Annotated in this window: 23 protein-coding genes; 10 read left to right on the forward strand and 13 right to left on the reverse strand. The window is 66.2% G+C overall.

Translation table 11 applies throughout. From position 1 onward, the window contains the following. Positions 1–2 precede the first annotated feature (2 nt). The 3 genes from EOHIBHHM_RS02000 to EOHIBHHM_RS02010 are packed head-to-tail and all read left to right on the forward strand — an operon-like array spanning position 3 to position 1498. A complete protein-coding gene (locus EOHIBHHM_RS02000; protein WP_497254118.1) occupies positions 3–770 on the forward strand; it encodes a cytochrome bc complex cytochrome b subunit in 768 nt (255 codons plus the stop codon). Between the two features lie 19 nt (positions 771–789). Next, positions 790–1233: a DUF7315 family membrane protein gene (locus tag EOHIBHHM_RS02005; protein ID WP_497254120.1), complete on the forward strand. Its 444-nt coding sequence runs from the start codon at positions 790–792 to the stop codon at positions 1231–1233. Then, complete coding sequence (locus tag EOHIBHHM_RS02010) at positions 1226–1498, forward strand: DUF7314 family protein (RefSeq protein WP_497254122.1); 273 nt, start codon at positions 1226–1228, stop codon at positions 1496–1498. Before EOHIBHHM_RS02005 ends, EOHIBHHM_RS02010 begins: the two co-directional genes overlap by 8 nt. 552 nt (positions 1499–2050) lie before the next feature. Here the strand turns inward: EOHIBHHM_RS02010 and EOHIBHHM_RS02015 are convergent. From EOHIBHHM_RS02015 to proS, 9 genes are all read right to left on the reverse strand, one after another. Next, on the reverse strand, positions 2051–2494 hold the full coding sequence (locus EOHIBHHM_RS02015; RefSeq protein WP_497254124.1) for a DUF7313 family protein: 444 nt from the start codon (positions 2492–2494) through the stop codon (positions 2051–2053). A 40-nt stretch (positions 2495–2534) separates the two neighbouring features. After that, a complete protein-coding gene (locus EOHIBHHM_RS02020; protein WP_497254126.1) occupies positions 2535–3224 on the reverse strand; it encodes an NAD(+)/NADH kinase in 690 nt (229 codons plus the stop codon). Between the two features lie 73 nt (positions 3225–3297). Beyond that, positions 3298–4602 carry a M28 family peptidase gene (locus EOHIBHHM_RS02025; protein ID WP_497254128.1) on the reverse strand — a complete coding sequence of 435 codons (1305 nt, stop codon included), beginning with the start codon at positions 4600–4602 and terminating at the stop codon, positions 3298–3300. 89 nt (positions 4603–4691) lie between these two features. Then, positions 4692–6575, reverse strand: coding sequence for an asparagine synthase-related protein (locus EOHIBHHM_RS02030; protein WP_497254130.1), 1884 nt, complete (start codon positions 6573–6575; stop codon positions 4692–4694). A gap of 180 nt (positions 6576–6755) precedes the next feature. Next, on the reverse strand, positions 6756–8708 hold the full coding sequence (locus tag EOHIBHHM_RS02035; protein WP_497254132.1) for an asparagine synthase-related protein: 1953 nt from the start codon (positions 8706–8708) through the stop codon (positions 6756–6758). A gap of 117 nt (positions 8709–8825) precedes the next feature. Beyond that, on the reverse strand, positions 8826–9101 hold the full coding sequence (locus EOHIBHHM_RS02040) for a hypothetical protein (RefSeq protein ID WP_497254134.1): 276 nt from the start codon (positions 9099–9101) through the stop codon (positions 8826–8828). A 191-nt stretch (positions 9102–9292) separates the two neighbouring features. After that, the gene (locus EOHIBHHM_RS02045) at positions 9293–10096 is read right to left on the reverse strand and encodes a ZIP family metal transporter (RefSeq protein WP_497254136.1); all 804 of its coding nucleotides are present in this window, start codon (positions 10094–10096) and stop codon (positions 9293–9295) included. 199 nt (positions 10097–10295) lie between these two features. Beyond that, positions 10296–14837, reverse strand: a complete 4542-nt coding sequence (gene gltB / locus EOHIBHHM_RS02050; RefSeq protein WP_497254138.1) for a glutamate synthase large subunit — start codon at positions 14835–14837, stop codon at positions 10296–10298. A 206-nt stretch (positions 14838–15043) separates the two neighbouring features. Next, positions 15044–16522, reverse strand: a complete 1479-nt coding sequence (gene proS / locus EOHIBHHM_RS02055) for a proline--tRNA ligase (protein ID WP_497254140.1) — start codon at positions 16520–16522, stop codon at positions 15044–15046. Between the two features lie 151 nt (positions 16523–16673). Here proS and EOHIBHHM_RS02060 point away from each other — a divergent pair, with 151 nt between their 5' ends. Continuing rightward, on the forward strand, positions 16674–17231 hold the full coding sequence (locus EOHIBHHM_RS02060; RefSeq protein WP_497254142.1) for an HTH domain-containing protein: 558 nt from the start codon (positions 16674–16676) through the stop codon (positions 17229–17231). On the opposite strand, the gene EOHIBHHM_RS02065 is transcribed toward EOHIBHHM_RS02060, so the two are convergent. Then, a complete protein-coding gene (locus EOHIBHHM_RS02065) occupies positions 17164–17700 on the reverse strand; it encodes a DUF7984 family protein (protein WP_497254144.1) in 537 nt (178 codons plus the stop codon). The genes EOHIBHHM_RS02060 and EOHIBHHM_RS02065 overlap by 68 nt on opposite strands. A 258-nt stretch (positions 17701–17958) precedes the next feature. Between EOHIBHHM_RS02065 and EOHIBHHM_RS02070 the strand changes: the two genes are divergently transcribed. After that, positions 17959–19884, forward strand: a complete 1926-nt coding sequence (locus EOHIBHHM_RS02070; protein ID WP_497254146.1) for a beta-CASP ribonuclease aCPSF1 — start codon at positions 17959–17961, stop codon at positions 19882–19884. 43 nt (positions 19885–19927) lie between these two features. Here EOHIBHHM_RS02070 and EOHIBHHM_RS02075 read toward each other — a convergent pair whose 3' ends face one another. After that, the gene (locus EOHIBHHM_RS02075) at positions 19928–20248 is read right to left on the reverse strand and encodes a hypothetical protein (RefSeq protein ID WP_497254148.1); all 321 of its coding nucleotides are present in this window, start codon (positions 20246–20248) and stop codon (positions 19928–19930) included. A 184-nt stretch (positions 20249–20432) separates the two neighbouring features. Between EOHIBHHM_RS02075 and EOHIBHHM_RS02080 the strand changes: the two genes are divergently transcribed. The 4 genes from EOHIBHHM_RS02080 to mgsA all read left to right on the forward strand — a co-directional run bounded on the left by EOHIBHHM_RS02080 (position 20433) and on the right by mgsA (position 22359). Continuing rightward, on the forward strand, positions 20433–21152 hold the full coding sequence (locus tag EOHIBHHM_RS02080; RefSeq protein WP_497254150.1) for a winged helix-turn-helix transcriptional regulator: 720 nt from the start codon (positions 20433–20435) through the stop codon (positions 21150–21152). A 159-nt stretch (positions 21153–21311) separates the two neighbouring features. Continuing rightward, positions 21312–21761 carry a hypothetical protein gene (locus EOHIBHHM_RS02085; RefSeq protein WP_497254152.1) on the forward strand — a complete coding sequence of 150 codons (450 nt, stop codon included), beginning with the start codon at positions 21312–21314 and terminating at the stop codon, positions 21759–21761. Continuing rightward, positions 21762–21920 carry a DUF7563 family protein gene (locus EOHIBHHM_RS02090; protein ID WP_497254154.1) on the forward strand — a complete coding sequence of 53 codons (159 nt, stop codon included), beginning with the start codon at positions 21762–21764 and terminating at the stop codon, positions 21918–21920. A gap of 73 nt (positions 21921–21993) precedes the next feature. Further along, positions 21994–22359 (forward strand): methylglyoxal synthase, encoded by a 366-nt coding sequence (mgsA, locus tag EOHIBHHM_RS02095; RefSeq protein WP_497254156.1) that lies wholly within the window; start codon positions 21994–21996, stop codon positions 22357–22359. A gap of 6 nt (positions 22360–22365) precedes the next feature. On the opposite strand, the gene EOHIBHHM_RS02100 is transcribed toward mgsA, so the two are convergent. Further along, entirely contained in the window at positions 22366–23163 is a 798-nt protein-coding gene (locus tag EOHIBHHM_RS02100) for an endonuclease III domain-containing protein (protein ID WP_497254158.1), read from the reverse strand. Positions 23164–23221: 58 nt separating this feature from the next. Then, on the reverse strand, positions 23222–23635 hold the full coding sequence (locus EOHIBHHM_RS02105) for a DUF371 domain-containing protein (RefSeq protein WP_497254160.1): 414 nt from the start codon (positions 23633–23635) through the stop codon (positions 23222–23224). Between the two features lie 326 nt (positions 23636–23961). Between EOHIBHHM_RS02105 and EOHIBHHM_RS02110 the strand changes: the two genes are divergently transcribed. Further along, the gene (locus EOHIBHHM_RS02110) at positions 23962–24873 is read left to right on the forward strand and encodes a coiled-coil protein (protein ID WP_497254162.1); all 912 of its coding nucleotides are present in this window, start codon (positions 23962–23964) and stop codon (positions 24871–24873) included. The last annotated feature ends 63 nt before the right edge of the window (positions 24874–24936 follow it).

Here is a 24936-nt window from a genome sequence, read left to right on the forward strand (position 1 = left end):
TCATGACCGACAACGAACACACCGACGACGAAGAGATTCGCACCGACGGCACCGGCATCGTCGCACCGGACGACGAGACGCCGACGTGGCGCGAGCGCAAAGAACGCAAGACCGGTCTCTCGCGACTGACCTACGAGTACTTCGAACGGTCCCGTCGCGAGGACCAGGACCTCCGGATGGAGTCCGACTACGTCGAACGCGACGTGCTCGGCTTTCCGACGTGGCCCCACGAGACGGTTCGGAACCTCTCTATCGCCGCGTTCTTCGTCGGGATGATCTTCTTCCTCTCGGCGACGATGCCGCCGCACATCGGCGAACCGGCGAACCCCAGCAGTACGCCGGCGATCATCCTGCCCGACTGGTATCTCTACTGGTCGTTCGGCCTGCTGAAGCTCAACCCCCTGAACCCCGAGCTGGCCATCCTCGGCGGGCAGAAGCTGATGGCCGACCGCACGTACGGCGTGCTCGCGAACGGCGTCGTCGTCGGCGCGATCGCCATCGTCCCCTTCCTCAACAAGGGGAGCGCACGACGTCCCGTCGAGCAGCCGTTCTGGGCCGCCATCGGGGCCGGCGGCGTCGTCTTCGCACTGACGCTCAGCCTGCTGGCAGTGAAGAACCTGATGCCGATGAACGTCGACCTGCTGTTCGACCTGACGTTCCTCCTGCCGCTCGCCATCGGCTTCGTCACCTACGCGGTGCTGAAGACGATGCGCGAAGGGTACATGTACGACCTCAACCGCCGCTACTACCGGCTCCGACCGCCGAAGTAACGGCTCTCTCTTTCTCTCTATGTCTGATCCCGACACAGCAGAGCGTCCGTCCGACAGCGGTGGGAACGGTCCAGACCCGGCCGTCGACGACAGCGGTGCGAACGATCCGGCCGACAGCCCGATCGACGACAGCGGCGGTGGTCGGGACATCGTCGTCCCGATGCGGCTCTACAAGACGATCACCGTCTTCTCGACGCTCATCGCAGTCGTCTCGGTCGTCGTGGGGTTCGTCCTGCTGGACGCGGCAACGCTGTCGATCAGCTTCCTCCGTCGAGCTCTCGTCGGCCTCCTCGGCGCGCTGGGCGTCGGCGTCGCCGACGACGTGCTGACCGCGGTGCTCGCGCTGCTCGGCCTGAGCGTCATCGCCTTCGGCGCTGGCGTCTACATCGTCGGTACGCGCTTCCGTGCCCGCGGAATGGGAAAGTCTCAAGAGGACTCCGACGAAGACTCAGACAATGGCTGACGAGTTCATCAAGGGGCTCGGTATCTTGACGGGCGCCGGTCTCGCGTGGATGGTGCTGGCGTCGTGGTTCCAGACCCCCTCGTTCGGGAGTACCCGCCAACTCATCGCTGCACCGCCCGAGCCGTCGAACCTGTTCGACGCGCTCGCCATCGGGATGATCGACGTGTTCCTGTGGTTCGCACTGCTCGGTGCACTCACCTTCTGGGTGCTCATCCCGGCGGGCCGACAGGCACGGACGGCGTACCGCGACCGACGCTCGAACTGACCGCAGACCCGCTTTTCACTCTCTCCGTCGCCGTCGAGCGACGCCCTCGTCTCGAAGCCGAGTCGCCGAAGCGTCGCCGCGAGCCGCTCGTCGTCACGTTGTCCTCGACGTGCCCAATCCGCAGACACAGCTGTCGGCCCGGGCCGCCACAGGGTCGTCGGTCACGACCCGCCAGTCCCGTCAGTCGTGGTCACGACCGCGAGTCGTTCTCCACCCCCCGCCACGGCGGCACGCGTACGACGTCATGCTCTCGACGGGCTCCCGCGACGTCCGTGCGGTTCTGGGGTTCTGTCCGGGCGCTACTGCGACCCGGCGCACACCCGAATGCGTACCGCGAGACGAACCAAGAACGGGACAGTGGGGACTCGCACGTCGCGGAGACCGCAGCGCCGACGCCGTCGACTCGAACCACCGAAACGGGTCGCTCGGCGCTCCGGGCGGACGACGCCCGATGGTGCGTGAAAGAACCGTGCTCCGTCTCCAGGATCGGTCTCGAACGGGACGTCTCTCGGGCAGTGCCGTCAGTCGGTGTGAGAAAGAGTGTAGCTGTCGTCAGACGACGAGGTTCCAGTAGTCGCTCACGAGGAAGAAGACACTCTGGAACGCCGCGTAGAGCAGCACGACGACCGACGCGACGATGGCGGATTTGGGTCGTTCGAACTCGAGTCCGTTGCGGGCTTCGACCTTCCGAGCCTCGAACTCGAAGAAGTCGGCGAGGAACATCCCGAGGACGAGCACCGACATCACCATCCCGCCGTGCGGTTCGACGATCAGGAACGCGAACGACGCCAAGACCAGCAGGATCGACGTCACCGAGTGCGGTAGCCATCGCGAGAGGTCGCTGTCGTCGCCGCCGTCGGCCTGCTTCTGGTGTTTGTTGTGCGCGACGATCCGGGTGACCATGTTGGCGAGCACCAGCACCAGGATGGCGGCCTTCAGCAGACCCTCGACCGCCGCGAGCGCGTCGATGGGGACGAGGAACTGTAACGGTTGCATAGTAGAGTCTTCGGACGAGGACTCATTAGAGTTTTTCCAATCACTCCCACCGCATCGACGGCAGTCGCCACAGGTCGACGTGGTCGACGGCGGTCAGCTGCACCGGCTGGTGGGGGTCGATCGACCGGACGGTCTCGCCGTCGACGACCAACTCGACCGGACCGTCGTCGCGGGCGACGGTCAGCGTGACGTCGCCGCCGGCGACCCAGGTGTCCGACTGCGTCGAGAACGGCGAGATCGGGACGACAGAGAGGCCGGTCCCCGGTTCGAGTATTGGTCCGCCGGCGGCACGTGCGTAGCCGCGGCTCCCGAGCGGCGTCGCGGCGACGACGCCGTCGGAGCGGAACCGGTTCACGCGCTCGCCGTCGAAGGCGACCTCGTACTCGGAGATACGCGCCGGTTCGCTCGTGACCAGCATCGCGTCGAGGACGCCGCGGGCGACCGTCGTCTCGCCAGTGGTCGCCGCGAAGATTGGATGGGTGCTCGACGACCCGTCGCCCGCGACGACCGAGTCGACGCCAGTCTCGAGAGCTTCGCGGGGCAGCGAGTACGGACCGAGCGCGGCGTCGACGGGGAGAATCGGCGCGTCTGGCCCCTCGCGAGCGACGTCGGCGAACCGCGCTTCGCCGACCGGGAGGACGAGGTCGGCCGTCTCGACGTCGACGAGCGTCGCTCCCGCGGCGTCGACCGTCCGGGCGACTCCGACGTCACCCACCACGGCGACCTTCACGGTGCCTCCTCCCGTCTCTCGTTCATCATCGGACGTACCGGCCGCGGGGGTAAAAGACTGCGTGATTCGGTCGTCAGTACGGCCAGTCTCCGGTGACCTTCATCCCCTCGGCGAGGTCCTCTGCTTCGAGCGTCGACGCCATCTCCTCGGGCGACTTGTGCGTCGGCTCGACGTCGTCGCCGGCGAGTTCGACCACCAGTTCGGTCAGCAGGATCGCCTGCTCGCGGAACGTCCGCTTCTCGAGTTTGTCGAGCGTGTCGGCGGCCGTGTGCGCCCACCCGCGACCCTTCGTCTCCTTCTCGGCGGAGACCATGTACCCCGGCACGCCCCACCGGACGAACGGCCAGTGGTCGCTGTGCGGGACGAGTTTCGGGTTCGTGCTGACCGGATGGCCGAACCGGTCGGCGACGGTCTCGGCGGCGTCTTCGAGCACGTCGAACCCGTGTGTGTCGAACTGCAGCGTCCGTCCGCGGACCGTACAGTCGACGTTGACGACGGCCTCGATCCGCTCGCGGTCGCACCGCTCGGCTTCGTGGCTCGACCCGACGAGGCCGACCTCCTCCGATCCGAAGCAGACGAGACGAACCTTCGTCTCCAGTTCGTCCTCGCGGGCGGCGAGCGTGCGAGCGAGTTCGACGACGGTGGCCGTCCCGGTGCCGTTGTCGGTCGCACCCTCGGAGATGTCGTGGGCGTCGACGTGACCCGTGACGAGCAGCTCGTCGTCGGTGTCGGGGCCGAGTTCGGCGTGGACGTTCCCGCTCGTCGCCTGCGACGTCTCACAGTCGACTTCGACGGTGACCGTCTGGCCCGCGAAGCGCCGCGTGAGGCGGTCACCGACCTCCTTGCTCACGCCGACCGCCGGGACATCGCCGATGGGGGCGTCGGCCGTGCCGACGCTGCCGGTGATCGGGAGGCCGCCCGCGGCGTTGTTGGCGAAGACGAACCCCGTCGCGCCGTTCTCGACGGCGTAGTAGTACTTCTCGCGGCGGTGGACGTCACGGTGGTAGTGGTCGGGGACGCTGGAGGAGACGACGACGATCCGGTCTCCGACGTCCGTCTCCTCGAAGTCCTCGGGGAGGCCGTAGCCGAGGTCGACGAGGTCGCCCTCGACGCTCGCCGCCGGACTACGCGGGAGCGCGATGCAGTCTTGGGTCGTCTCGCCGGCACGGACGGCGCTGTCGCCGCGCTCCCACCCCTGAATCTCGAAGGAGTCGATGGTGGCGTCGCGCGCGCCGGCGGCGGCGAGCGCGTCGCGCGTCGCTTCGAGCGCCTCGCGTTCGCCCGGCGACCCCGCCATCCGATCGCCGATGTCGACGAGTCGTTCGAGATGGTTCCAGCCGACGTCGCTCGTGAAGCTGTCGCCGATCCAGTCGGTCATGACCCCCTCTGGGAGGGGTCGTCGGGTAACGATTTCGGTCACCCGCCTCGTGGTCGACCGTCGCGGCGGTCACTCGGCGACGCTGTCGATCATTCGACGACGCCGCTCGCCAGTCTGGCGGTGGCGTCGTCCTCCGCGTCTTCGTCCGCCTCCTCCAGTCGGTCGAGAAGCGGCATCTGGAGGAACGTGACGAGCGTGTAGAGGTCCTTCATCCGGTCTTCGCCCCGTTCGTGCGCCCGGTAGCACTGCTGGACGCCCTCCCAACTGAGGAACGGTAACGACTTGATGCGTTCCTCGTTGTCGTCGATGACCTCGCGGACGAACGGATGCTGTCGGACGAGCTCGCCGTGGTTGGTCCACGGTCCGTCCGACCAGTGGGACTGGCCGTCGTCGCCGCCGAGATGGCGGCCGACGAAGTCGCGCCCGAGTTCGGTCGCCCACTGGAGCACGAACGGGTAGTGGACGGGGACGAGACTCCGACCGTGCGGAAGGTCGGCGAGCTCCGGACACAGCAGTTTCGTCGCGCGGTTGATGAGGTTGCCGCGGACCAGATGCTTCGGCGGAATCTTCAGGAACAGGTCGATGAGGCGGTTGTCGATGAACGGCGTCCCCGCGGGGAGCATCTGCGTGGTCGCGTGGTAGAAGAACCCCGACGTGCTGTTCGAGAGCGGATACCGACTGCAGACGGTCGCCTCCCGCAGCGAGGGGTACTCGACGCCGTGGTCGACGACGGTTCGGCCCCGCTGGACGACGTTGTCGTAGTAGATGTCCTCGGGGCTCCGCGACGACGTCAGATACTCTGGTGCGGGTTCGACTCGATCCGCGACGTACTCGTCGAGCCCGCGGATGGGGCGTTCGATCGGGAGTTCGAACGACCCCAGTCCGCCGAGGTCGACGGTGGGCGTCCGGAGGTGGGTCGCCTTGAACAGCGTGTCGCCGTAGTGGCCCGTGAACAGGAAGTCACACTCCGCTCTGAGTTTCTCGGTGAACCCGCCAGCGTGATGTTGGTTGAAGTAGCCGTCGAAGTTCGCCAGCTTCGGCGACGACTCGAGCGACCGAGCCTGGTACGTCTCGTCGCGCTGGAGGAACTCGTACTCCGCGTCGACGACCTCCGCCGCACGGCGAGCGATCTTCGCCTCGCGGTTCTCCCACTCGTTGAGGTGGTAGGTCCGAACCGGTTGGTCGAGGGCGTCGAAGGCGGCCAACACGAGCCGCGAGTCGCTCCCGCCGCTGAGCAACAGCCCGGTCGTCTCCTCGGGGTCCGTCCGCTCGTCGACGACGGTCTTCATCGTCTCGGCCAGTTTCGCGGCGAACTGCTCGCGTGGGGCGTCGACGGGGTCGTACTGTGGCGTCCAGTAGCGCTCGGTGGTCGACGTCCCGTCGTCGACATCGACGGTCAGCACGCTTCCCGGGTGGAGCGCCTCGACGTCTTCCAGCGGCGTCTTGACGCCGTAGGGTCGTTTGAGCGCGAAGTACTCGGTGAGATAGTCGAGGTCGAGGTCGGTCGACACCGCCGGATGCAGCGGTAACGACTGCAGACTCGTCGAGAACACCAGCGTGTCGCCGTCGTAGAGATAGATCGGTCGGGTCGACAGCCGGTCGGTGAAGAGTGAGAACGTCCCTGCCTCGGCGTCGTAGAGCGCGCCGGCGAAGTTCCCGTTCAGTCCCTCGAGGAACTCCAGTCCGACCGCTCGGTAGCGTTCGGCGCAGTACGCCGCCGCGCCGTCGTCGACGGTCACGTAGCCGTCGTCGGTGTCGTCGCCCCAGACGGACCCCCACAGCCGCACGACGACGTCGCCGTCTACTGTCGCTGCCGCCTCTTCGTTCGCCACTCCCGGATGGCGAACGCTGGCGACTCCGAGGCGACGATCGGTGAACGAGTCAGCACGCTCGTCGCCGTTGTGTTGTAGATCGTCTACGAGAGCGTCGAGATGCGATGCGGTGGCCCCCACCGCACCACAGAGTCCGGTCATACTGATGTCGAAGTGCCGGAAGCAGATAGTAAAACAGGTGCTAAGCTCTCTTGCACATCGAAAAACGGTCACTCATCGGATACTTAGAGGGGGCATACACACCGAATCTCCGCTCGACGGCAGCGTCACCGACTCACACGGTACAGCGGCACGTACGCCCGCCGGAGTCGGCCGTCCCGGTCAGTCGTTCGCGAGTCGACTGCTCGAACTCGCCCCGGGAATCGCGTCTCCCGAGACGAAGGACCTGCCCCGTGACGTCCGTTCGTGTCCGTCGGCGTCGTATCCCAATCGATCGAGCAGCGGCATCTGGAGGAAGGTGACGAGCGTGTAGAGCTCTTTCATCCGGTTCTCGCCCGTCTGGTGGGCACGGAGACACCGCTGGACGCCCTCCCAACTGAGGAACGGTAGTGACTTGATTCGCGCTTCGTTGGCGTCGACGACGTCGTGGACGAACGAGTGCTCGCGGATGAGGGTGTGGTGGTCGCTCCACGGCCCGTCCGAGCGCTGTGTCGACTCGTCGGGTCGGAACCGGGTGACGAGGCCGCGGGCGAGTTCGCTCGTCCACTGGGCGGCGAACGGGTAGCTGATCGGGACGAGCCCGCTTCCGTGCGGGATCGCCGCCAGTTCCGGCGAGAGTCGCTCGGTCGCCCGGTTGATGAGGTCGCCTCGCAGGAGTTGCTTCGGCGGGATCCTCAGGAACAGGTCGACGAGGCGGTTGTCGAGGAACGGTGTTCCCGCGGGGAGCATCTGGGCGGTCGCGTAGTAGAAGAACTGCGAGGTGCCGTTCGTGATCGGATATCGGCTACAGACGGTCGCCTCGCGGATGGAGGGGTACTCGACGCCGTGGTCGACGACGGTTCGGCCCCGCTGGACGACGTTGTCGTAGTAGACGTCCTCGGGACTTCGTGACGTCGTCAGGTACGTCGGTTTGGGGGCGACCCGTTCGCTCACGAAGTCGTCGAGCCCCCGGACGGGCCGTCCCGTCGGGAGATCGAACGATCCCAGCGGGCCGAGATCGACTGACGGCGTTCGGAGGTGGTTCCCCTTGAACAGCATATCGCCGTAGTGACCCGTGAACAGGTAGTCACACTCCGCGCGGAACGTCTCGGCGAACCCGCCGGCGTGGTGCTGGTTGAAGTAGCCGACGAAGTTCGAGAGCTGGGGTGCCGTGGCGAGCGAGCGGGACTGGTACCCCTCGTCACGTTCCAGCAGCGTGTGTTCCGCGCCGACGACGTCGGCGGCACGCTCTGCGACCCGCGCCTCGCGGTTCTCCCACTCGTTGAGGTGGTAGGTTCGGACCGGTTCGTCGAGAGCGTCGAAGGCGGCCAACACGAGCCGCGAGTCGCTCCCGCCGCTGAGCAGCAGGCCGTGGGTCGCGTCCTCGCGGGTTCGGTCGGCGACGACGCGCTTCATCGTCTCGGCGAGTCGTTCGACGAACTGCTCGCGTGGGGCGTCGACGGGGTCGTAGTGCGGCGTCCAGTAGCGCTCGGTGGTCGTCGACCCGTCTTCGAGGTCGACGGTCAACACGCTCCCCGGGTGGAGTTTCTCGACACCCGTCAGCGGCGTCTCGAGTCCGAACGGGCGCTTGAGGGCGAAATATTCGGTGAGGTAGTCCTCGTCGAAGTCCGTCGAGACGGCCGGATGCAGCGGCAGCGACTGGATGCTCGTCGAGAACACGAACGGGGAGTCTTCCGGGGTCGTGACGTCGGTGGCGTCCGACTCCGCAGAGTCGCCGCGGTAGTAGTGGATGGGTCGCGTCCCCATCCGGTCGGTGAAGAGCGAGAGCGTCCCCGCCTCGGCGTCGTAGAGCGCGCCGGCGAAGTTCCCGTTCAGTCCCTCGAGGAAGTCGAGCCCGACTGCTCGGTAGCGGCGTGCACAGTAGATCTCGGCGTCCTCGTCGACGACGGTGTACCCCTCGTCGGTGTCGTCGCCCCAGATGGATCCCCACACGCGGACGACGACGTCTCCGTCCCTCTCCGGCCGTCGACTCCGCGTCCCGGGGTGGCTGATGCTCGCGAGACCGACGTCGTTCGTGCGGAACGTGTCGATCTGCTCGTCGCCGTTGTAGGCCAAGTCCTCTGCGAGCACGTCGAGGGAGGGCGTGTCACCGACGGCACCACAGATTCCAGTCATAGAGACAGAGTGTATCTAGAGTAACATAGTAAACGGTAGATTACCATTGTGTAACATTCACGTGGGGTCGAAGCACGCTCGAGAGTTACGTCGAGCGCGCTGTCGATCGAGAGTTGCTCAGTCGTTCACGAGCGGGTCGCTCGAGACCGGAGCAGTGAGGCGAGTCTCCGAACTGCGTTCGGTGTCGTCTCCGTCGTCTAATCGGTCGAGCAGTGGCATCTGGAGGAACGTGACGAGCGTGTAGAGCTCTCTCATCCGGTTCTCGCCGGACTCGTGTGCACGGAGACTCCGCTGGACGCCCTCCCAACTGAGGAACGGCAGCGACTCGATGCGCTCCTCCGCGAGGTCGCCGAGCGACGAGACGTCACCGACGACGCCACAGATTCCGGTCATGAAACCAGAATGTATTATCAACCATATTGTAAATTGTAGATTGATAGCTTTTTCCACTATCTGCCACCGACAGAACGGTCGGAGCGTCGGTATTCGGTGTCTCGGTGTCGACCCGACGGAGCGATGTCCCGCTTGCCACGACGTCTCCGACCGACGGGCGGGTCGACGGTTCGGCAGAACGTCGCTGAGGCTCACCCCAGCGTCACGTCCAGATATAGCATCACGACGACGCCGAGCATCGTCCCCAGCGTCGCCGCTCGCTCGTGGCCCCGGGCGTGTGTCTCGGGCATGATCTCGTCGCTGATGACGAACAGCATCGCGCCGGCGGCGAACCCCATCGCGTACGGCAGCAGCGGCGTCGCAACCGTCACCGCGACGGCCCCGAAGACGGCGAGCGGAATCTCGACCAGCCCAGCGCGGATACCGGCCAGCGCCGCGTAGAACAGTCGGTCGAACCCCGCGTTGATGGCGGCGATGGAGACGGCGAGCCCCTCCGGGATGTTCTGGATGCCGATGGCGAGCATCAACGCGAGCGCGTCGCCGACGTTGCCGGAGCCGAAGCCGACGCCGACGGCGAGCCCCTCGGGCATGTTGTGGATGGTGATGGCGACGATGAACAGCATCACGGACGCGGTCCGTCCCTCCGTCGCGGGCGTGTCGGGCCTCGTCCGGCCGGTGACGAGCACGTGGACGTGCGGTACCCAGCGGTCCGCACGGTCGAGGATGAGAACGCCGACGACGATGCCGACGATCACCGGGAGGACGCCGCCCGCGTCGATGCCGGGGATGATGAGACTCGTGAAACTCGCCGCCAGCATCACGCCCGCGGCGAATCCGAGCATCGTGTCGAGCGCCCTGTCGGAGGGGTCACGCCAGACGAGGACGAGCATCGCTCCGAGGAGGTTCAAGAAGGCGATGACGACACCACCCAACAACCCCTGCATCACGGGGTTCGGGCCGGCGAGTCCGAGGAAAAGCTCCGAGAACAGGCTCATGGCTGTTGTGTGTGTGTGGACCACAGATGTATCTATCTCTGACTGTTCGACCCGGTAATGGGTGGTTACTCGCTCGACGGGCGGTGTTCGACTCGCACGTGACGAGACGCGCACTAGTCAGGTGCCGCGGAGTAGTCGTCACAAATCCGCGGCTTCTCCGTCGTGCGCGACGAGACGCGCACTAGTCAGGTGCCGCGGATTAGTCATCGCCCGACGCGACTTCACCCTTCAACCGTGCGCTCGTCACGGCGCTGGCCGCCTCGGGCAGCGTGTCGCGGACGTCCTCGCGGTCCTCCTCGGCGATGACTTCGGCGTAGGCGTCGGGCATCACCTTCACGAAGTTGACGACCTCGCCCGCCCAGTCGTCGAGCAGGTCGGTCGCACGGTCGCTGTCGGCGTACTCGGCGTGGTTCTGGACCAGCCGATGGAGCATCGCCTCGTCCTTCTCCGAGAGCTCTTCGTGGAGCGTCACCATCCCGGTGTTGAGGCGCTCGTCGAAGTCGCCGTCGGGGTCGTGGACGTAGGCGACGCCGCCGGACATCCCGGCGGCGAAGTTCCGCCCCGTGTCGCCGAGGACGGCGACGACGCCACCGGTCATGTACTCACAGCCGTGATCGCCGACGCCCTCGACGACGGCCTTCACGCCGGAGTTGCGAACGGCGAAACGCTCGCCCGCGACGCCGTTGATGTAGGCCTCGCCCTGCGTCGCGCCGTAGAGCGCGACGTTGCCGATGAGGATGTTCTCGTCGGCCGCGTAGTTCGCCGTCTCGGGGGTCTTGACGACGACCTTGCCGCCGGAGAGTCCCTTCCCCACGTAGTCGTTGGAGGCTCCCGTGAGCTCCATCGTGACGCCGCGGGCGAGGAACGCGCCGAACGACTGGCCGGCGACGCCGTCGAACTCGCAGGTGATAGTGTCGTCCGCGAGCCCCTCACCGCCGTAAGCCTTCGAGATGCGGTTCGAGAGCATCGCGCCGACCGCGCGGTCGACGTTCGAGATCTCCTCGGAGACGTGGACCGACTCCCCGCCTTCGAGTGCGGGTTCGGCCGCCTCGATGAGGTCGTGGTCCAACTGAGTCTCCAGGTCGCTGTGGGCTTGCTCCTGCGTCTTGGTGCGCTGGTCGCCCGCCGGCTGGGCGACGACGTCCGAGAGGTCGAGATGCTTCGCCTTCGGATGGTCCGTCTCGCGCTGACGCAGATGCTCGGGCCGACCGATCATCTCCTCGACGGAGGTGTAGCCGAGCTCGGCCATGATCTCGCGTAGCTCCTGGGCCATGAACGTCATGTAGTTGATGACGTGATCCGGTTGGCCGGGGAACCGCTGGCGGAGGTTCTCGTCCTGCGTCGCGACGCCGACCGGACAGGTGTTCTCGTGGCACTGCCGGGCCATCACACAGCCCGACGTGACCAACGAGGCCGTCCCGAAGACGTACTCCTCGGCACCGAGCAGGGCAGCGACGGCGACGTCGCGGCCGGTCTTCATCCCACCGTCGGTAGTGACGCGGATGCGGTCTCTGAGGTTCGTCGCACGGAGCATCTGGTTCGCCTCGGCGAGTCCGAGTTCCCACGGGAGCCCCGCGTTCTTGATCGAGGTCTTCGGCGACGCACCCGTCCCGCCGTCGTAGCCCGAGATGTGGACCACGTCGGCGTTGGCCTTCGCGACGCCGGCGGCGATGGTGCCGATGCCGGCCTCCGAGACGAGCTTCACGTTGACGTCGGCGTCGGGGTTCGCCGTCTTCAGGTCGTGGATGAGCTGTTTCAGGTCCTCGATGGAGTAGATGTCGTGCAGCGGCGGCGGCGAGATGAGGCCGACGCCCGGCGTGGAGTAGCGGACGTGTGCGATCATCTCGTTGACCTTCTTGCCGGGCAGGTGGCCGCCCTCGCCGGGCTTCGACCCCTGTGCCATCTTGATCTGGATCTCGTCGGCCGAGGTGAGATACTCGGAGGTGACGCCGAAGCGGCCGGAGGCGACCTGCTTGACGGTACACTCCTTCTCCGTGCCGAACCGTTCGGGCGGTTCGCCACCCTCTCCGGAGTTGGACTTACCGCCGATGCGGTTCATCGCGATTGAGTTGTTCTCGTGGGCCTCCGGCGAGAGGCTCCCGAGACTCATCGCGGCCGTCGAGAAGCGTTGGACGATCTCCGAGACGGGCTCGACCTCGTCGAGGTCGACCGGGTCGCGGTCGCTCTGGAACTCGAGCAGGCCGCGGAGCGACTGCAGCTCCTCGGTCTGGTCGTTGACGATGTCGGCGAACTCTTGGTACTTCTCGTAGCTGCCCGAACGGACCGCCTGCTGGAGCGTCCCGACCGTCTGGGGGTTCCACCCGTGGTGGATGCCGTCCGAGCGGTTCTCGAACTCGCCGTGACGTTCGAGCGTCGGGTCCTCGGCGCTGCCGAAGGCGACCACGTGTCGCGTGAGCAGATCGTCTTCGATCTGCGGCAGCCCGATCCCCTCGGTGCGAATCTCGGTCCCCTCGAAGTACTCGCGGACGAGTCCCGAGTCGAGGCCGACCGCCTCGAAGATCTGGGCGCCCTGGTAGCTCTCGACCGTCGAGATGCCCATCTTCGCCATCGTCTTCAGCAGGCCGTCTTCGAGCGCCTTCTTGTAGGCTGCGATGGCCTCCTCCTCGTCTGCGCCGTCGGGACCGGCGACGATGTCTTCGATGGTCTGGTAGGCGAGGTAGGGGTTGACCGCGTCCGCGCCGTAGCCGACGAGCGTCGCGACGTGGTGGACCTCCCGTGGGTCGCCCGACTCGAGGACGAGTCCGGCGTGGTTTCGCAGCCCGTTTCGGACGAGACTGTGGTGAACGCCGCCCGTCGCGAGCAAACTCGGAATCGCGACGCGGTCTCCGCCCACGTTGCGGTCCGAGAGCACGACGACGTCCGCACCATCTTCGATGGCGTCGCGTGCGTCCTCGCGGAGAGTCTCGATGGCGGCTTCGAGCGACGTCCCCTTCTCGTAGGTCGTGTCGACGACGGTCGCCGAGATATCGCCGTCCATCCCTTTGATCGCCTCCGCCTGCGCGTCGGTCAGGACGGGCGAGTCGAGGACGAGTTGGCGGGCGTGTTCGGGCGTCTCGTCGAGCAGGTTGCGCTGGTAGCCGAGTCGCGACTCCAGCGACGTGACGAGCTCCTCGCGGATGTAGTCCAGTGGCGGGTTCGTCACCTGCGCGAACAGCTGCTTGAAGTAGGTGAAGAGCGACCGGTTGAAGTCCGAGAGGACGGAGAGCGGCGTGTCGTCGCCCATCGACCCGACGGGGTCTTTCCCCTGCTTCGCCATCGGTTCGATGAGGTGGTTGAGCTGGTCGTGCGTGTAGCCGAACGCCGCCTGGTGGGCGCGGAGGGTCTCGACGCGGCCGCGGGTCGCGTAGTCGTCGCCGTCGGCGAGCTCCGAGAGTTGCTGCTGTTCCTCCTGCACCCACTCGGTGTACTTGGTGTCGACGAGGTCGTCGAACACCTCTTCGTCGGGGATGACGCGCCCCTCCTCGGGGTCGGCCATGAAGATCTCACCCGGTTGGAGACGGCCGCGCGCCTCGATGTCCGCGGGGTCGGTGTCGAGCGCGCCGACCTCGCTGGCCATGACGAGTCGGTTGTCGGTCGTCACGTCGTACCGACACGGACGGAGTCCGTTCCGGTCGAGGACGGCGGCGACGCGGTCGCCGTCGGTCGCGGCGACGAGTGCGGGCCCGTCCCACGGCTCGACGAGGCTGGCGTGGTAGTCGTACCAGTCTTTCCGCTGAGCGTCCATCCGGTCGTCGCCCTCGAACGCCTCGGGGACGAGCATCCGGAGGACGTGCGGCAGTTCGCGTCCCGACTGCAACAGCAGTTCGACCGCGTTGTCGACGGAGGCCGTGTCCGACTGGTCGGCGACCGTGACGGGTTTGATCGTCTCGACGTCCGCCTCGGTCAGCGGCGACTCCTCGGTGGGTTCGAGGTCGGTCTGACGGGCGCGCATCCAGTTGACGTTGCCCCGGATGGTGTTGATCTCGCCGTTGTGGACGATGTTGCGGTACGGGTGAGCGAGATGCCACGCCCCGAGCGTGTTCGTCGAGAAGCGCTCGTGGACGAGCGTCAGCGTCGACTTCAGCCGCTCGTCGGTCAGGTCGGGGTAGTACGACGGGACCTGTTCGCCCTTCAGTAGCCCCTTGTAGACGAGCGTCTTGCGGTGCAGCGAGCAGACGTAGAACCGACCGGAGCCGGGGACGTCGGCGTCGCCGACGGCGTTCTCGGCGGCGCGACGAGCGACGTAGAGCGCGCGGTCGAACTCGTCGGTCGAAGCGTCGGAGTCGGCGGGCGCGACGAACACCTGAACGACGTCCGGTTCGGATTCGAGTGCGGTCGCCCCGAGGTCGGTGTTGTCCGTCGGGACGTCCCGCCAGTGGAAGACGTCGAGGTCGTGGTCGGCGAGCGCCGCCTCGAAGAGGTCGGTGACGGTCTCGCGGGCGTCGTCGTCGGTCGGCATGAAGACCGAACCGACGGCGTACGTCTCCGGGAGTTCGACGTCGAGGACGGCGTCGAAGAAGTCGTCGGGACGCTGGACGAGCACGCCCGCGCCGTCTCCGGTGTTGCTCTCCGCCCCGGTCGTCCCGCGGTGTTCGAGGTTCTTCAGCAGCGAGAGTCCGTCCGCGACGGTCTCGTGACTCGCGTCACCGTCGAGGTCGATTACGGCACCGACCCCGCAGTTGGCCCGTTCGTCAGTCGGGTCGGCGAGCCCGACATGGGTGTCTGAATGTGGCTTGGTCATAGGGGAATGCTAGAACTTCCCACTTATCAGCGTACCCCTGATAGGATAAGGGTGTAATAATGCCATATTAATATGTATTAAGGAATTGTATCGGAATGGAAGAACATTACAGTCTGCGGTAGAATATCTACAATACCTGACATCATCGCGTCCGGGATAGCTCGACGTAACCGGAAGTCGGAACGTCGACCGGACCGCGATCGCGTTCAGTACGACTTCGCGAAGAAGGCCGTCTCGGTGGCCTCGTCGTCACAGATGGCACACTCACAGCCGTCGGCGACGGCGTCGAGTTTCCGCTCGTCGTCGTCCTCGAACGGCACCATCACGATCTCGGCGGCGATGGTCTCTTTGATCTCGGTCTCACACTCCTCCTTCCCACACCACGGCGCGCGGACGTAGCCGCCGTGCTGACCGATGGTGCCGAGGATGCCGGCGCGGTCCTCCGCGTCGCGGACGTTCTCGTCGAGGTTCTCCTCCGCACGGGCGTACAGCTTCGCGTACACTTCGTCGAAGTGGTCCTCGACGGCGTCGACGATCCCGCTCCGCTCTTCGACGACCTGCTCGCCGTCGGGGCGGTGGACGACGGTGACCTCCTCGTCGTCGACCTCGTTCGGCCCGATCTCGAAGCGGACGGGGACGCCCTTCAGCTCCCACTCGTTGAACTTGAAGCCGGGGTTGCGCTCGTCGCGGTCGTCGAGTTCGACGCGGACGCCAGCCGCCGCCAGCTCGTCGCGGAGCTCCCGCGCGTAGTCGAGCACCTTCTCCTCGGTGTCCTCCTGCCAGATGGGGACGATAACGACCTGTTCGGGCGCGACGGTCGGCGGGACGACGAGCCCCTGGTCGTCGCTGTGGGTCATGATGAGCGCGCCGAGCGAGCGCCACGACAGCCCCCACGACGTCGTGTGGGCGGGCCGCTCCTCCTCGTCTTCGTCCGAGAACGTGATGTCGAACGCGGCGGCGAAGGAGGTGCCGAGGTAGTGGCTGGTGCCGGCCTGGACGGACTTGCCGTCGGGCATCAGCGCCTCGACGGTCGTCGTCGTGTGCGCGCCGGGGAACTTGTCGTGTTCGGGCTTCTTCCCCTCCATCACCGGGATCGCGAGGTCGTCCTCGTACAGCGAGCGGTACTGGCCGAGCCGGGTCATCGTCTCGTCGTACGCCTCCGCCTCCGTCTCGTGAGCCGTGTGCCCCTCCTGCCAGAGGAACTCCTTCGTGCGGAAGAACGGCTTCGTGTCCGTCGCCTCCCAGCGCACGACGGAACACCACTGGTTGACCCGAAGCGGCAGGTCGCGGTGACTCCGGATCCACTGGGCCATGTACGGGGCGATGATCGACTCGCTGGTCGGGCGGACCGCGAGGCGCTCTTCCAACTCGTTGTGGCCGCCGTGGGTGACCCACGCGACCTCGGGGTCGAACCCCTCGACGATGTCTTTCTCCCGTTCGAGATAGCTCTCGGGGATGAACATCGGGAAGTAGGCGTTCTGGACGCCCGTCGCCTTGAACGCACTGTCGAGGCTGTTCTGGATGGCCTCCCACAGCGCGTAGCCGCGGGGACGGGTGACGATGAACCCGCTCATCCCCTCGGGTCCGTAGTTCGCGAGGCCGGCCTTCTGAACCACCTCGGCGTACCACTCGCCGGTGTTGTACTCCTTCGACTCGGTTATCCCGAGTGCCTGGTCGTCGCTCATTGTCGGTCTCTTTCCACACTGAACTCTTAAAGCACCCGAAGGTGTGCGAACGGTCGTCCCGACGGTCGTCGCGGGCGGACAGTCCCACGGCGTGAGAACTATCACGAGAGTAGATGAGCGTGGGGCGCGTCTCTTCACTCGGTGGAGAGTGATGACACACACGACGGACGAACGACGGGCTGAACTGTGGGTGAACGCCCCCGCCGACTCCGGCTACGAGCTGCTGGTCGACCATCTCGACCGACTGGAGGCGGCGGGGACCATCGACGACTACGTCGTCTACCACTGGGGCCACGACCTCGACGTCTCGAGCGACCGACTCCGCTCCGCGGAGGACCAACTCGCCCGCGAGCGCATCGCGGCGTTCAAACAGTGGGCACAGGAGAACGACTGCAGCGTCGCCGGTCTCGGTGACCGCGTCACGGCCGGCGTCGGACGGATGGGACCGGAGTACACCGCGGAGCATCTCCCGCCCGTCCTCCTCGCCGAGTACGTCGACGACGACCTCGAACAGGTCACACCCTGTTCGGGCGGTGCCGAGCACGTCGTCGAACGACTCGAGACGCTCGAATCGACGGCGGACGACGCGACACTGACCGATTCGCCGCCGTCGACAGCGACGACGACGGAACCGGACGCAGCTACCGGTCCCGTCCCGGCGCTGACTCGTCCGTCTCGCTGGACGCGGTTGGTCCGTCGCCTACGCTGAACGGACTTCGCTCTTCTTTCCACGACCACCCCGGAAGCCGCGTCTGAAACCCCGCCGCGAGCGCCGCGTCGAGGTCGTCGACGCCGGCCGGCTCGTCGTCGTCGCCGTGGGTGTGGACGTCGGCGACGTGGAACGTCGCCTGCGCGAGCAGCGCGAGCGGTTGCCCGCCCGCGATGGTCGCCGCGAGCTCGCGGCCGAGCGTCTCGTCGACGACGAACCCGGGGTAGTCGCCGTCGACGTCGAGCTCTCGGAGGAGTCCGACGTAGCCCGCGACGTTGACCGCGACGTCGCCGTCGGCGAACACGACGTCGACCTCGCGCCGGAGCTGCGTCTCGGTGACTGCGTCGACCTCGGTCTCGAACAGTTCGCCCAGATGTGCGCGCGTCTCGTTGACGACGTCGACGACGACCGGTGTCCGGTCGAGAACCCACTGCCGCTCGGCCGCGACGGTGTCGGGAGTGACCTTCATACCTTGACGACGGGGCGACGCGCCTTGCGTTTTGCGAAGGCTTTTATAATAATGGGGTTATACTGCCGACTAAGCGGGTTTTCACTGCCTCTTCCCGCAGTTGAGCGCCTATCCAAGCGTATTGGAACAGTATGCTCTCTCAGACGGCCGGTCACGAACTCGCTGCGACCGTTCGAGGGTCCCCGTCCGACCCGAACTGTTTCGAGGGGGCAGAACCCCGACCTATCACACGACGAACCGGACGGGAAGTTTCGACATATGAGTTCAGTAGACAAGCAACTTGAACAACTGAAAGCAGAGATCGAGAGCGAACTACCGAGCGACATCACGGTGTCCGACGTCAAGTACGAAGGACCCGAACTGGTCGTCTACACGCGCCACCCGAAGGAGTTCGCCCGGAACGGCGACCTCATCCGGAAACTGGCGAGCAAACTTCGCAAGCGAATCACGGTCCGCCCCGACCCCGACGTTCTCTCCGACCCCCGAAAGGCCGAGGAGCGCATCATGGACGTCATCCCCGAGGAGGCTGGCGTCACCGACCTCGACTTCCACGCCGACACCGGCGAGGTCGTCATCGAGGCCGCGAAACCCGGCATGGTCATCGGCCGCCACGGGTCGACGCTCCGGCAGATCACCCAGGAGGTCGGCTGGACGCCCGAGGTCGTCCGCACGCCGCCCATCGAGTCGTCGACGGTCTCGAACGTCCGGAACTTCCTCAAACAGGAGCGCGAGGAACGTCGGGACATCCTCGAGCGCGTCGGTCGGCAGATCCACCGCGAGGAGATGTCGCAAGACGAGTGGGTCCGCATCACCACCCTCGGCTGCTGTCGCGAGGTCGGGCGGGCGAGCTTCATCCTCTCGACGCCCGAGACGCGCGTCCTCATCGACTGTGGGGACAAGCCGGGTGCCGAGGGCGAGGTGCCGTATCTCCACGTCCCCGAGGCGCTGGGTGGCGGCGCGAACACCATCGACGCCGTCGTCCTGACGCACGCTCACCTCGACCACTCCGCGCTCATCCCGCTGCTGTTCAAGTACGGCTACGACGGTCCCATCTACTGTACGGAGCCGACCCGCGACCTGATGGGACTGCTGACGCTCGACTATCTCGACGTCGCGGCCAAAGAGGGCCGCACGCCGCCGTACGAGTCGGAGATGGTGCGCGAGGCGATCAAACACTGTATCCCGCTGGAGTACGGCGACGTTACCGACATCGCCCCCGACGTGAAGCTCACCTTCCACAACGCGGGCCACATCCTCGGATCGGCCGTCTCGCACTTCCACATCGGCGACGGCCTCTACAACGTCGCGTTCTCGGGTGACATCCACTACAAGGACACTCGCCTGTTCAACGGCGCGGTCAACGACTTCCCGCGCGTCGAGACGCTCGTCCTCGAGTCGACCTACGGCGGTCGAAACGACTACCAGACCGACCAGGAGGACTCCGAGCAGAGTCTCGTCGACATCATCAACCAGACTCACGATGAGGGCGGGAAGGTACTCATTCCGGCGTTCGCCGTCGGCCGCTCACAGGAGATCATGCTCGTCCTCGAGGAGGCGATGCGCTCCGGGAAGATCCCCAGCATGCCGGTCCACCTCGACGGGATGATCTGGGAGGCCACGGCCATCCACACTACCTACCCCGAGTACCTCCGCGACGACCTCCGAGACCGCATCTTCCACGAGGACGAGAACCCCTTCCTCGCCGAGGAGTTCAACCACATCGACGGCGGCGAGGAGGAGCGCCAGGAGGTCACCGACGACGGCCCGGCGATCATCCTCTCGACCTCCGGGATGGTCACCGGCGGTCCCATCATGTCGTGGCTCCGCCACCTCGGCACCGACCCCGACTCGACGCTCGTCTTCGTCGGCTACCAGGCACAGGGGACGCTCGGCCGTCGCATCCAGAACGGCTGGGACGAGATCCCCGTCTCGGACCCCAACGACCCCGGTCGGTCGAGCACGCTCACGCTCAAGATGGGCGTCGAGACGGTCGACGGCTTCTCCGGTCACGCCGACCGCAACGGACTCGTGAACTTCGTGAAGACGATGAACCCCCGACCCGAGAAGGTGCTCTGTGTCCACGGCGACGAACGCTCCGTACAGGACCTGAGCTCGTCGCTCTACCACGACTTCAACATGCGCACGTTCGCCCCCAAGAACCTCGAGACGTTCCGATTCAAGTAGTCGATCGTCGTCGAAGCGCGCCGAACGCGCGTCCGTCTCTCCTCTACTCCTCGCCGACGTAGGCCAACTGCAGGTCCGAGTCGGTCAGTCGCTCGCGAAGCAGCTCCTCGCGGTCGCCGAGGAGACGGAACTCGAACTCGTCGTTCCCGCGAGACACCTGCACGTCAAGCGTCGTCACGTCGGCGGTGAGTTCCCGTTCGACGACGTCCGGTTCCCAGTCGTCGCGGACGGCGGCCACGCCGTAGTCGGCGTAGGCGACGTGGGTGGACTCCACGACCAACCCGTCGTCGTCGTACACGTCGGCGGAGATTCCCTCGTTGCTCTCGGTCTCTGCGATCTCGACGGTGTACGTCTCCATCGACATGTCCCGGCGTTCGCCCGCCTGCCGCTTCAGTCTGCGGGCCGGTCGTCGCTGCTGTCCCCGAGTCGCGAACGGGAACTCGGTCGGCTGACACTCCGGTACGGGAACTGAACCACGAGACCTTTCTACGTGACCCCCGAACGGACAGACCGAACCGCCGCGTCTCGGACGCGTCGAACCCCCCACCATGACCAGACGTCTCGAACTCGCCGCCGTCGTGAGCGTGACTCTTCTCGTCCTCGGCTCCTGCCCGTTGCTGTTCGCGCTCGAACCGCACGCCGCCTCCGCGTCTCCGGACGTCGACCACGACGTCGACACGGAGGTAGTCGACCTACAGGCGGCCGGCGACTGGACCGGGTCGATGCTCGCCACGACGCCGCTGATGTCGACGACGTCCGACGTCGTCGCCCCGGTTCGGCACGCGCTGAGGCCGGTCGCCGTGTCCGTCCAGCAGGGTGCCGTCCAGTCGAGCGAGGCCGACCCGCTCGCGAACGACACGCGACGACGCATCTACGAGACCGTCGAACGGGCACCCGGGACGTACGTCGCGCGACTCGTCGAGCGGACGTCGATCCCACGTTCGACGGTGCGCTACCACCTGCGCGTGCTCGAAGACGCCGGACTCGTGACGAGCGAGGCGGTGCACGGCAAGCAACGGTACGTCGCGTCGGGAGACGACGCCGACACCACGCTCGCGGCTGCGTACACCGACGAGGCGACGGCGACCGTCCTCGACGCGCTCCGCCGGACGATGCCAGTGACCGTGTCCGACCTCGCCGACGAGATCGACCGGACGCCCGGGACGGTGTCGCACCACCTCGACCGACTGGAGTCGGAAGGGCTGGTCGAGCGCGAGCGGGTCGGTAACACAGTGATGAACACGCTCGCCGGTCCCGCCCGCGACTGACGTTCACCGTCGGTCACCTGTTTTGACGAACCGGTCAGAACCGACTTTGTCCTCTCGCCGAACCGTTCACCTGGGGAGGGCGACTCCGACGACCCTCTCGACCGGTGAGAGAACTGCACGAGCTAGACAACACCGCTGTGACCCCACAACACGACACAGATGACAAGCCCAACGACGCGCCGAACCAGCATTCGACACCGTCGCGCCAGTTTCGTCGCCGAACCGACGCACACCGCGCGCGAAGCCGACGAACACGTCTTCACCGCCTACCGAGCGGTGTCGACGCCGAACCACCGGCCACTGTGGTTGGAACACACGATCCGCGTCGACCCGACGGCCGGGGCGGACGACGAGCTCGTCCTCTCGGTCAGCGAGCGGTACTACGACCCCGAGGCGAACGCCGCCGGCAGCGGCATCGGCTACGAGGTGTCCCGTCCCGTCCGCGGCTACCGGAAACCGCTGTCGCGTCACGAACTGGGTCGCCTCGTCCGGACCTGGTACGAGGACGCTCACCCCTCTTCCGCCGAGGAGACGACCGGACGGGACCACGGTCGAACCGACGCCTCCGACCACCGAACCGACACGTCCGACCGTCGGGTGGTGGTGTGAATGCGCTCGTGTCGAAACTGCGGTTCGGACGTCTCGGTGCGGTACGTACGCGTGTTCGCGCCCGAGGGGTTCGAGAACCCCCGCGTGTGTCCTCACTGTGAAGACAAACTCCGCGACGGGGGGACCATCCGCGAGGCCCGCTCGTCCCGGTCGGACTGAGTGAAACCGTCGGACGCCGCCGAGGCGTTCGACCACACGGGGTTTCAATACGACGCACCGCGAGTCACTTCCCATGAAACTCGCGCTCATCGCTCACGACGAGAAGAAGCCGGAACTCATGGAGTTCGCGCAGGAACACAGCCACCTCCTCGAGGCGTTCGACATCATCGCGACCGGGACGACGGGGAAGAAACTGATGGAGGCGACCGGACTCGACGTCGAACGCAAGGCGTCGGGGCCGCTGGGCGGCGACATGCAGATCGGCGCGGAGATCGCCGACGGCGAGTGCGAGGCCGTCATCTTCCTGCGCGACCCGCTGACGGCCCAGCCACACGAACCCGACATCTCCGCGCTGCTGCGCATCTGCGACGTCCACGACGTCCCGCTGGCGACGAACCTGACGAGCGCCGACGCGGTGCTGGCGAAGATCTCCGACTGAGGTCGGTCAGTCGGCTTTCGCGGGGTCGACGACGGTCTCGTCGACCTCGTCGACGCCGACCCGATCACAGTAGTCGTACAGCGGACAGGCCTCCGGCCCGTCGAGGCAGGCCGGCTTCCGTGCCGAACAGTACTCCCGTCCGAACTGGATCATCGCCGTGTGGCCGAAGCCGCATTTCTCCGGTGGGACGTCGCGTTCGAGACGTTCCCGCACTTCCTCGTGGTCGGCGTCCGCCGGAGCCAACCCCATCCGTCGGGCGATGCGGTGGACGTGAGTGTCGACGGGGAAGACGCCGCCGCGCCCCCCCGAGAACAGCAACACGCAGTCGGCCGTCTTCGGGCCGACGCCGTGGATCTCGAGGAGGCGGTCCCGGACCGTCTCGGGGTCTTCCTCCCGGACGAACGCGTCGAACCCCTCGGCTCCGCCGAACTCCGCGACGATCTCCTCGGCCGCGCCGACGATCATCTCGGACTTCTGGTTGTACAACCCCGCAGACTGGATGGTCTCGGCCAACTCGGACTGCTCGGCGTCCGCGAGCGTCGCCGCGAAGTCGCCGCCGCCGTAGCGGTTCAGCAGGCTGTCGTGGGCGGGCTGGCTGGCCTTGTCGCTCGTGTTCTGGCTGAGGATCGTCCGCACGAGACAGGTGAACGCGTCCTGTCCGCCGTAGGCTTTCTGCCAGTACAGTTCACCGAGCGCGTCGACGACGGCCGCCGCGCGGCTGTCGGCGTCTTCGGGTGCGAACTCGGTGTCGACGCCGCCACTACCGACGCCGCCGCTGATGTTCTCGGCGGGTTCTTCGGACATAGCCGTGTGTGCGGTCGGCGACCGCAAAAGTGCGCTGGCGAGGGATCGTCAGCGGACGTTACTCGACCGAGACGGTCAGCGTCAGCGCCGCACCGTCGGCGAGCGCGGCGACGAGTTCGCGGTCGAACCCTTCGGCGGCGGCGTCGGCCCGGATCATGAACGTCCGGTCGTCGGTGTGGTCGCTCGTGCGGCCGACCATGCTGCGGTCGTTCTCGAATGAGAGCTCCGGGTGGCCGCGGCCGACGACGGTCTCCGTCAGATCGGCGACCTCGAACGTGGCAGTGATCGTCGCCTCCTCGTCTCGACAGGCGTCGACGAACGCGTCGTCGAAGTCTGCGGGAGTGCGGTCGGCGTCGACGGCGAGGATACAGTCGCCGGCCGGCGTGAGCCAGTCGTCGCTCGTTACCTCGAACGTACTCGCGTGCTGTGCGGAGACGTGTTCGTGTCCGCGCGCGTGGACGACTTCTTCCATGTTCGAAGGAGGGAGGGTCGTGGGCAAAGGGGTGACGTTCCGTGTTGGTGGGGGGGGGGGGACGGACGCTCGGGAGTTTATATACCACACCGACATAGTGTCAACGTCCCACATGGCCGTGTCGAGCGGCGTGGTAGCCATTTTCACCCACCGCTCTCACCGAAGTATTTATATGTCGGTCGTGTATATGTACGGGTACCAGAGCGCCTCCGGCGTTCCGGCGGCATCGCACGCAGAATGATCGGGAATTCTTATAATCGGCCGGTCGCACTCCGACGAGTAGCCGCCGCCACCGGAGCGGTGATGGTATCGAGGTTTGATTAAGCATGGCAGTAGTAGAAGAATTCGACATCGAGGAACTCGACGAGTCGAAAAACGTCGAACTCACAGACGAACAGCTCGAAAGCGGTTCTAAAGGAAAACTCATCAAGCTCGCCGGTCAGCTCCGCGACCGACGAAACGAGCTCAACCAGATGGCCTCCGAGCGCGCCTCCAAGCGCGACGACCTGAACGCCAAGACGCGCGAAAAGGTCGACGAGGCCCAGGAGCACCGCGAGAAGCGCGACGAGCTCAACGAGCAGGTCCAGGAACACAAAGAGAGCCGCAACGAGCTCAACGCGAAGGCCAACGAACTCTTCGACCAGGTCGAGGAGATGAAAGGCGACCTCGAGCTCGACGACGGGAAGGGGCTCGAAGAGCTCAAAGAGGAGATCGAGCAGCTCGAGTTCCGCCAGCAGACCGAGGTTCTCTCGACCGAAGACGAGCGCGAACTCATCGAGAAGATCGAGAACAAGCGCGAGCAGTACCAGCAGAAGAAGGAGAAGGTCGACGACAGCGGTGAACTCGAGGAGCTCGTCGAGGAGGCCGAGGAGGTCCGTTCGGAGGCGTCCCAGCACCACCAGAAGGTGACGGAGCTCGCCGACAAGGCCCAGGAACACCACAACCAGATGATCGAGGCCTACCGCGAGGCCGACGACATCCGTGACAAGGCCGACGAGATGCACGAGCTGTTCGTGCAGGCACAGGAAGCCGCCGACCGCCACCACGAGGACTTCGTCCGCGTCCAGAAGCGCCTCCGCGAACTCGACAAGCAGGAGGAAGAAGAGCGGAAGGACGAGCGCGCCGAGAAGCGCGAAGAGGCCAAGGCCGAGGCCGAAGAGATCTACCAGAAGTTCAAGGAAGGCGAAACCCTCGACACCGAGGACCTGATGAAGCTCCAGAAGACGGGGCTGCTCTAAGTTCGACGTTTTCGTCTCTCGCTTTTAGTTTTATACCGCCCGCGCCCCGAGCGGTAGCCATGA

This window comes from Halogranum roseipondis (assembly GCF_059695585.1).

What these genes read in the sequence shown, in the direction of transcription:
- EOHIBHHM_RS02045 (WP_497254136.1), bottom strand. Translation starts at nt 10,096, where the DNA reads ATGAGCCTGTTCTCGGAGCTTTTCCTCGGACTCGCCGGCCCGAACCCC.
- EOHIBHHM_RS02030 (WP_497254130.1), bottom strand. Translation starts at nt 6,575, where the DNA reads ATGACCGGACTCTGTGGTGCGGTGGGGGCCACCGCATCGCATCTCGAC.
- gltB (WP_497254138.1), bottom strand. Translation starts at nt 14,837, where the DNA reads ATGACCAAGCCACATTCAGACACCCATGTCGGGCTCGCCGACCCGACT.
- EOHIBHHM_RS02085 (WP_497254152.1), top strand. Translation starts at nt 21,312, where the DNA reads ATGACAAGCCCAACGACGCGCCGAACCAGCATTCGACACCGTCGCGCC.
- mgsA (WP_497254156.1), top strand. Translation starts at nt 21,994, where the DNA reads ATGAAACTCGCGCTCATCGCTCACGACGAGAAGAAGCCGGAACTCATG.
- EOHIBHHM_RS02060 (WP_497254142.1), top strand. Translation starts at nt 16,674, where the DNA reads ATGACACACACGACGGACGAACGACGGGCTGAACTGTGGGTGAACGCC.
- EOHIBHHM_RS02000 (WP_497254118.1), top strand. Translation starts at nt 3, where the DNA reads ATGACCGACAACGAACACACCGACGACGAAGAGATTCGCACCGACGGC.
- EOHIBHHM_RS02100 (WP_497254158.1), bottom strand. Translation starts at nt 23,163, where the DNA reads ATGTCCGAAGAACCCGCCGAGAACATCAGCGGCGGCGTCGGTAGTGGC.
- EOHIBHHM_RS02105 (WP_497254160.1), bottom strand. Translation starts at nt 23,635, where the DNA reads ATGGAAGAAGTCGTCCACGCGCGCGGACACGAACACGTCTCCGCACAG.
- proS (WP_497254140.1), bottom strand. Translation starts at nt 16,522, where the DNA reads ATGAGCGACGACCAGGCACTCGGGATAACCGAGTCGAAGGAGTACAAC.
- EOHIBHHM_RS02010 (WP_497254122.1), top strand. Translation starts at nt 1,226, where the DNA reads ATGGCTGACGAGTTCATCAAGGGGCTCGGTATCTTGACGGGCGCCGGT.
- EOHIBHHM_RS02080 (WP_497254150.1), top strand. Translation starts at nt 20,433, where the DNA reads ATGACCAGACGTCTCGAACTCGCCGCCGTCGTGAGCGTGACTCTTCTC.
- EOHIBHHM_RS02075 (WP_497254148.1), bottom strand. Translation starts at nt 20,248, where the DNA reads ATGTCGATGGAGACGTACACCGTCGAGATCGCAGAGACCGAGAGCAAC.
- EOHIBHHM_RS02035 (WP_497254132.1), bottom strand. Translation starts at nt 8,708, where the DNA reads ATGACTGGAATCTGTGGTGCCGTCGGTGACACGCCCTCCCTCGACGTG.
- EOHIBHHM_RS02040 (WP_497254134.1), bottom strand. Translation starts at nt 9,101, where the DNA reads ATGACCGGAATCTGTGGCGTCGTCGGTGACGTCTCGTCGCTCGGCGAC.
- EOHIBHHM_RS02065 (WP_497254144.1), bottom strand. Translation starts at nt 17,700, where the DNA reads ATGAAGGTCACTCCCGACACCGTCGCGGCCGAGCGGCAGTGGGTTCTC.
- EOHIBHHM_RS02070 (WP_497254146.1), top strand. Translation starts at nt 17,959, where the DNA reads ATGAGTTCAGTAGACAAGCAACTTGAACAACTGAAAGCAGAGATCGAG.
- EOHIBHHM_RS02110 (WP_497254162.1), top strand. Translation starts at nt 23,962, where the DNA reads ATGGCAGTAGTAGAAGAATTCGACATCGAGGAACTCGACGAGTCGAAA.
- EOHIBHHM_RS02005 (WP_497254120.1), top strand. Translation starts at nt 790, where the DNA reads ATGTCTGATCCCGACACAGCAGAGCGTCCGTCCGACAGCGGTGGGAAC.
- EOHIBHHM_RS02090 (WP_497254154.1), top strand. Translation starts at nt 21,762, where the DNA reads ATGCGCTCGTGTCGAAACTGCGGTTCGGACGTCTCGGTGCGGTACGTA.
- EOHIBHHM_RS02015 (WP_497254124.1), bottom strand. Translation starts at nt 2,494, where the DNA reads ATGCAACCGTTACAGTTCCTCGTCCCCATCGACGCGCTCGCGGCGGTC.
- EOHIBHHM_RS02025 (WP_497254128.1), bottom strand. Translation starts at nt 4,602, where the DNA reads ATGACCGACTGGATCGGCGACAGCTTCACGAGCGACGTCGGCTGGAAC.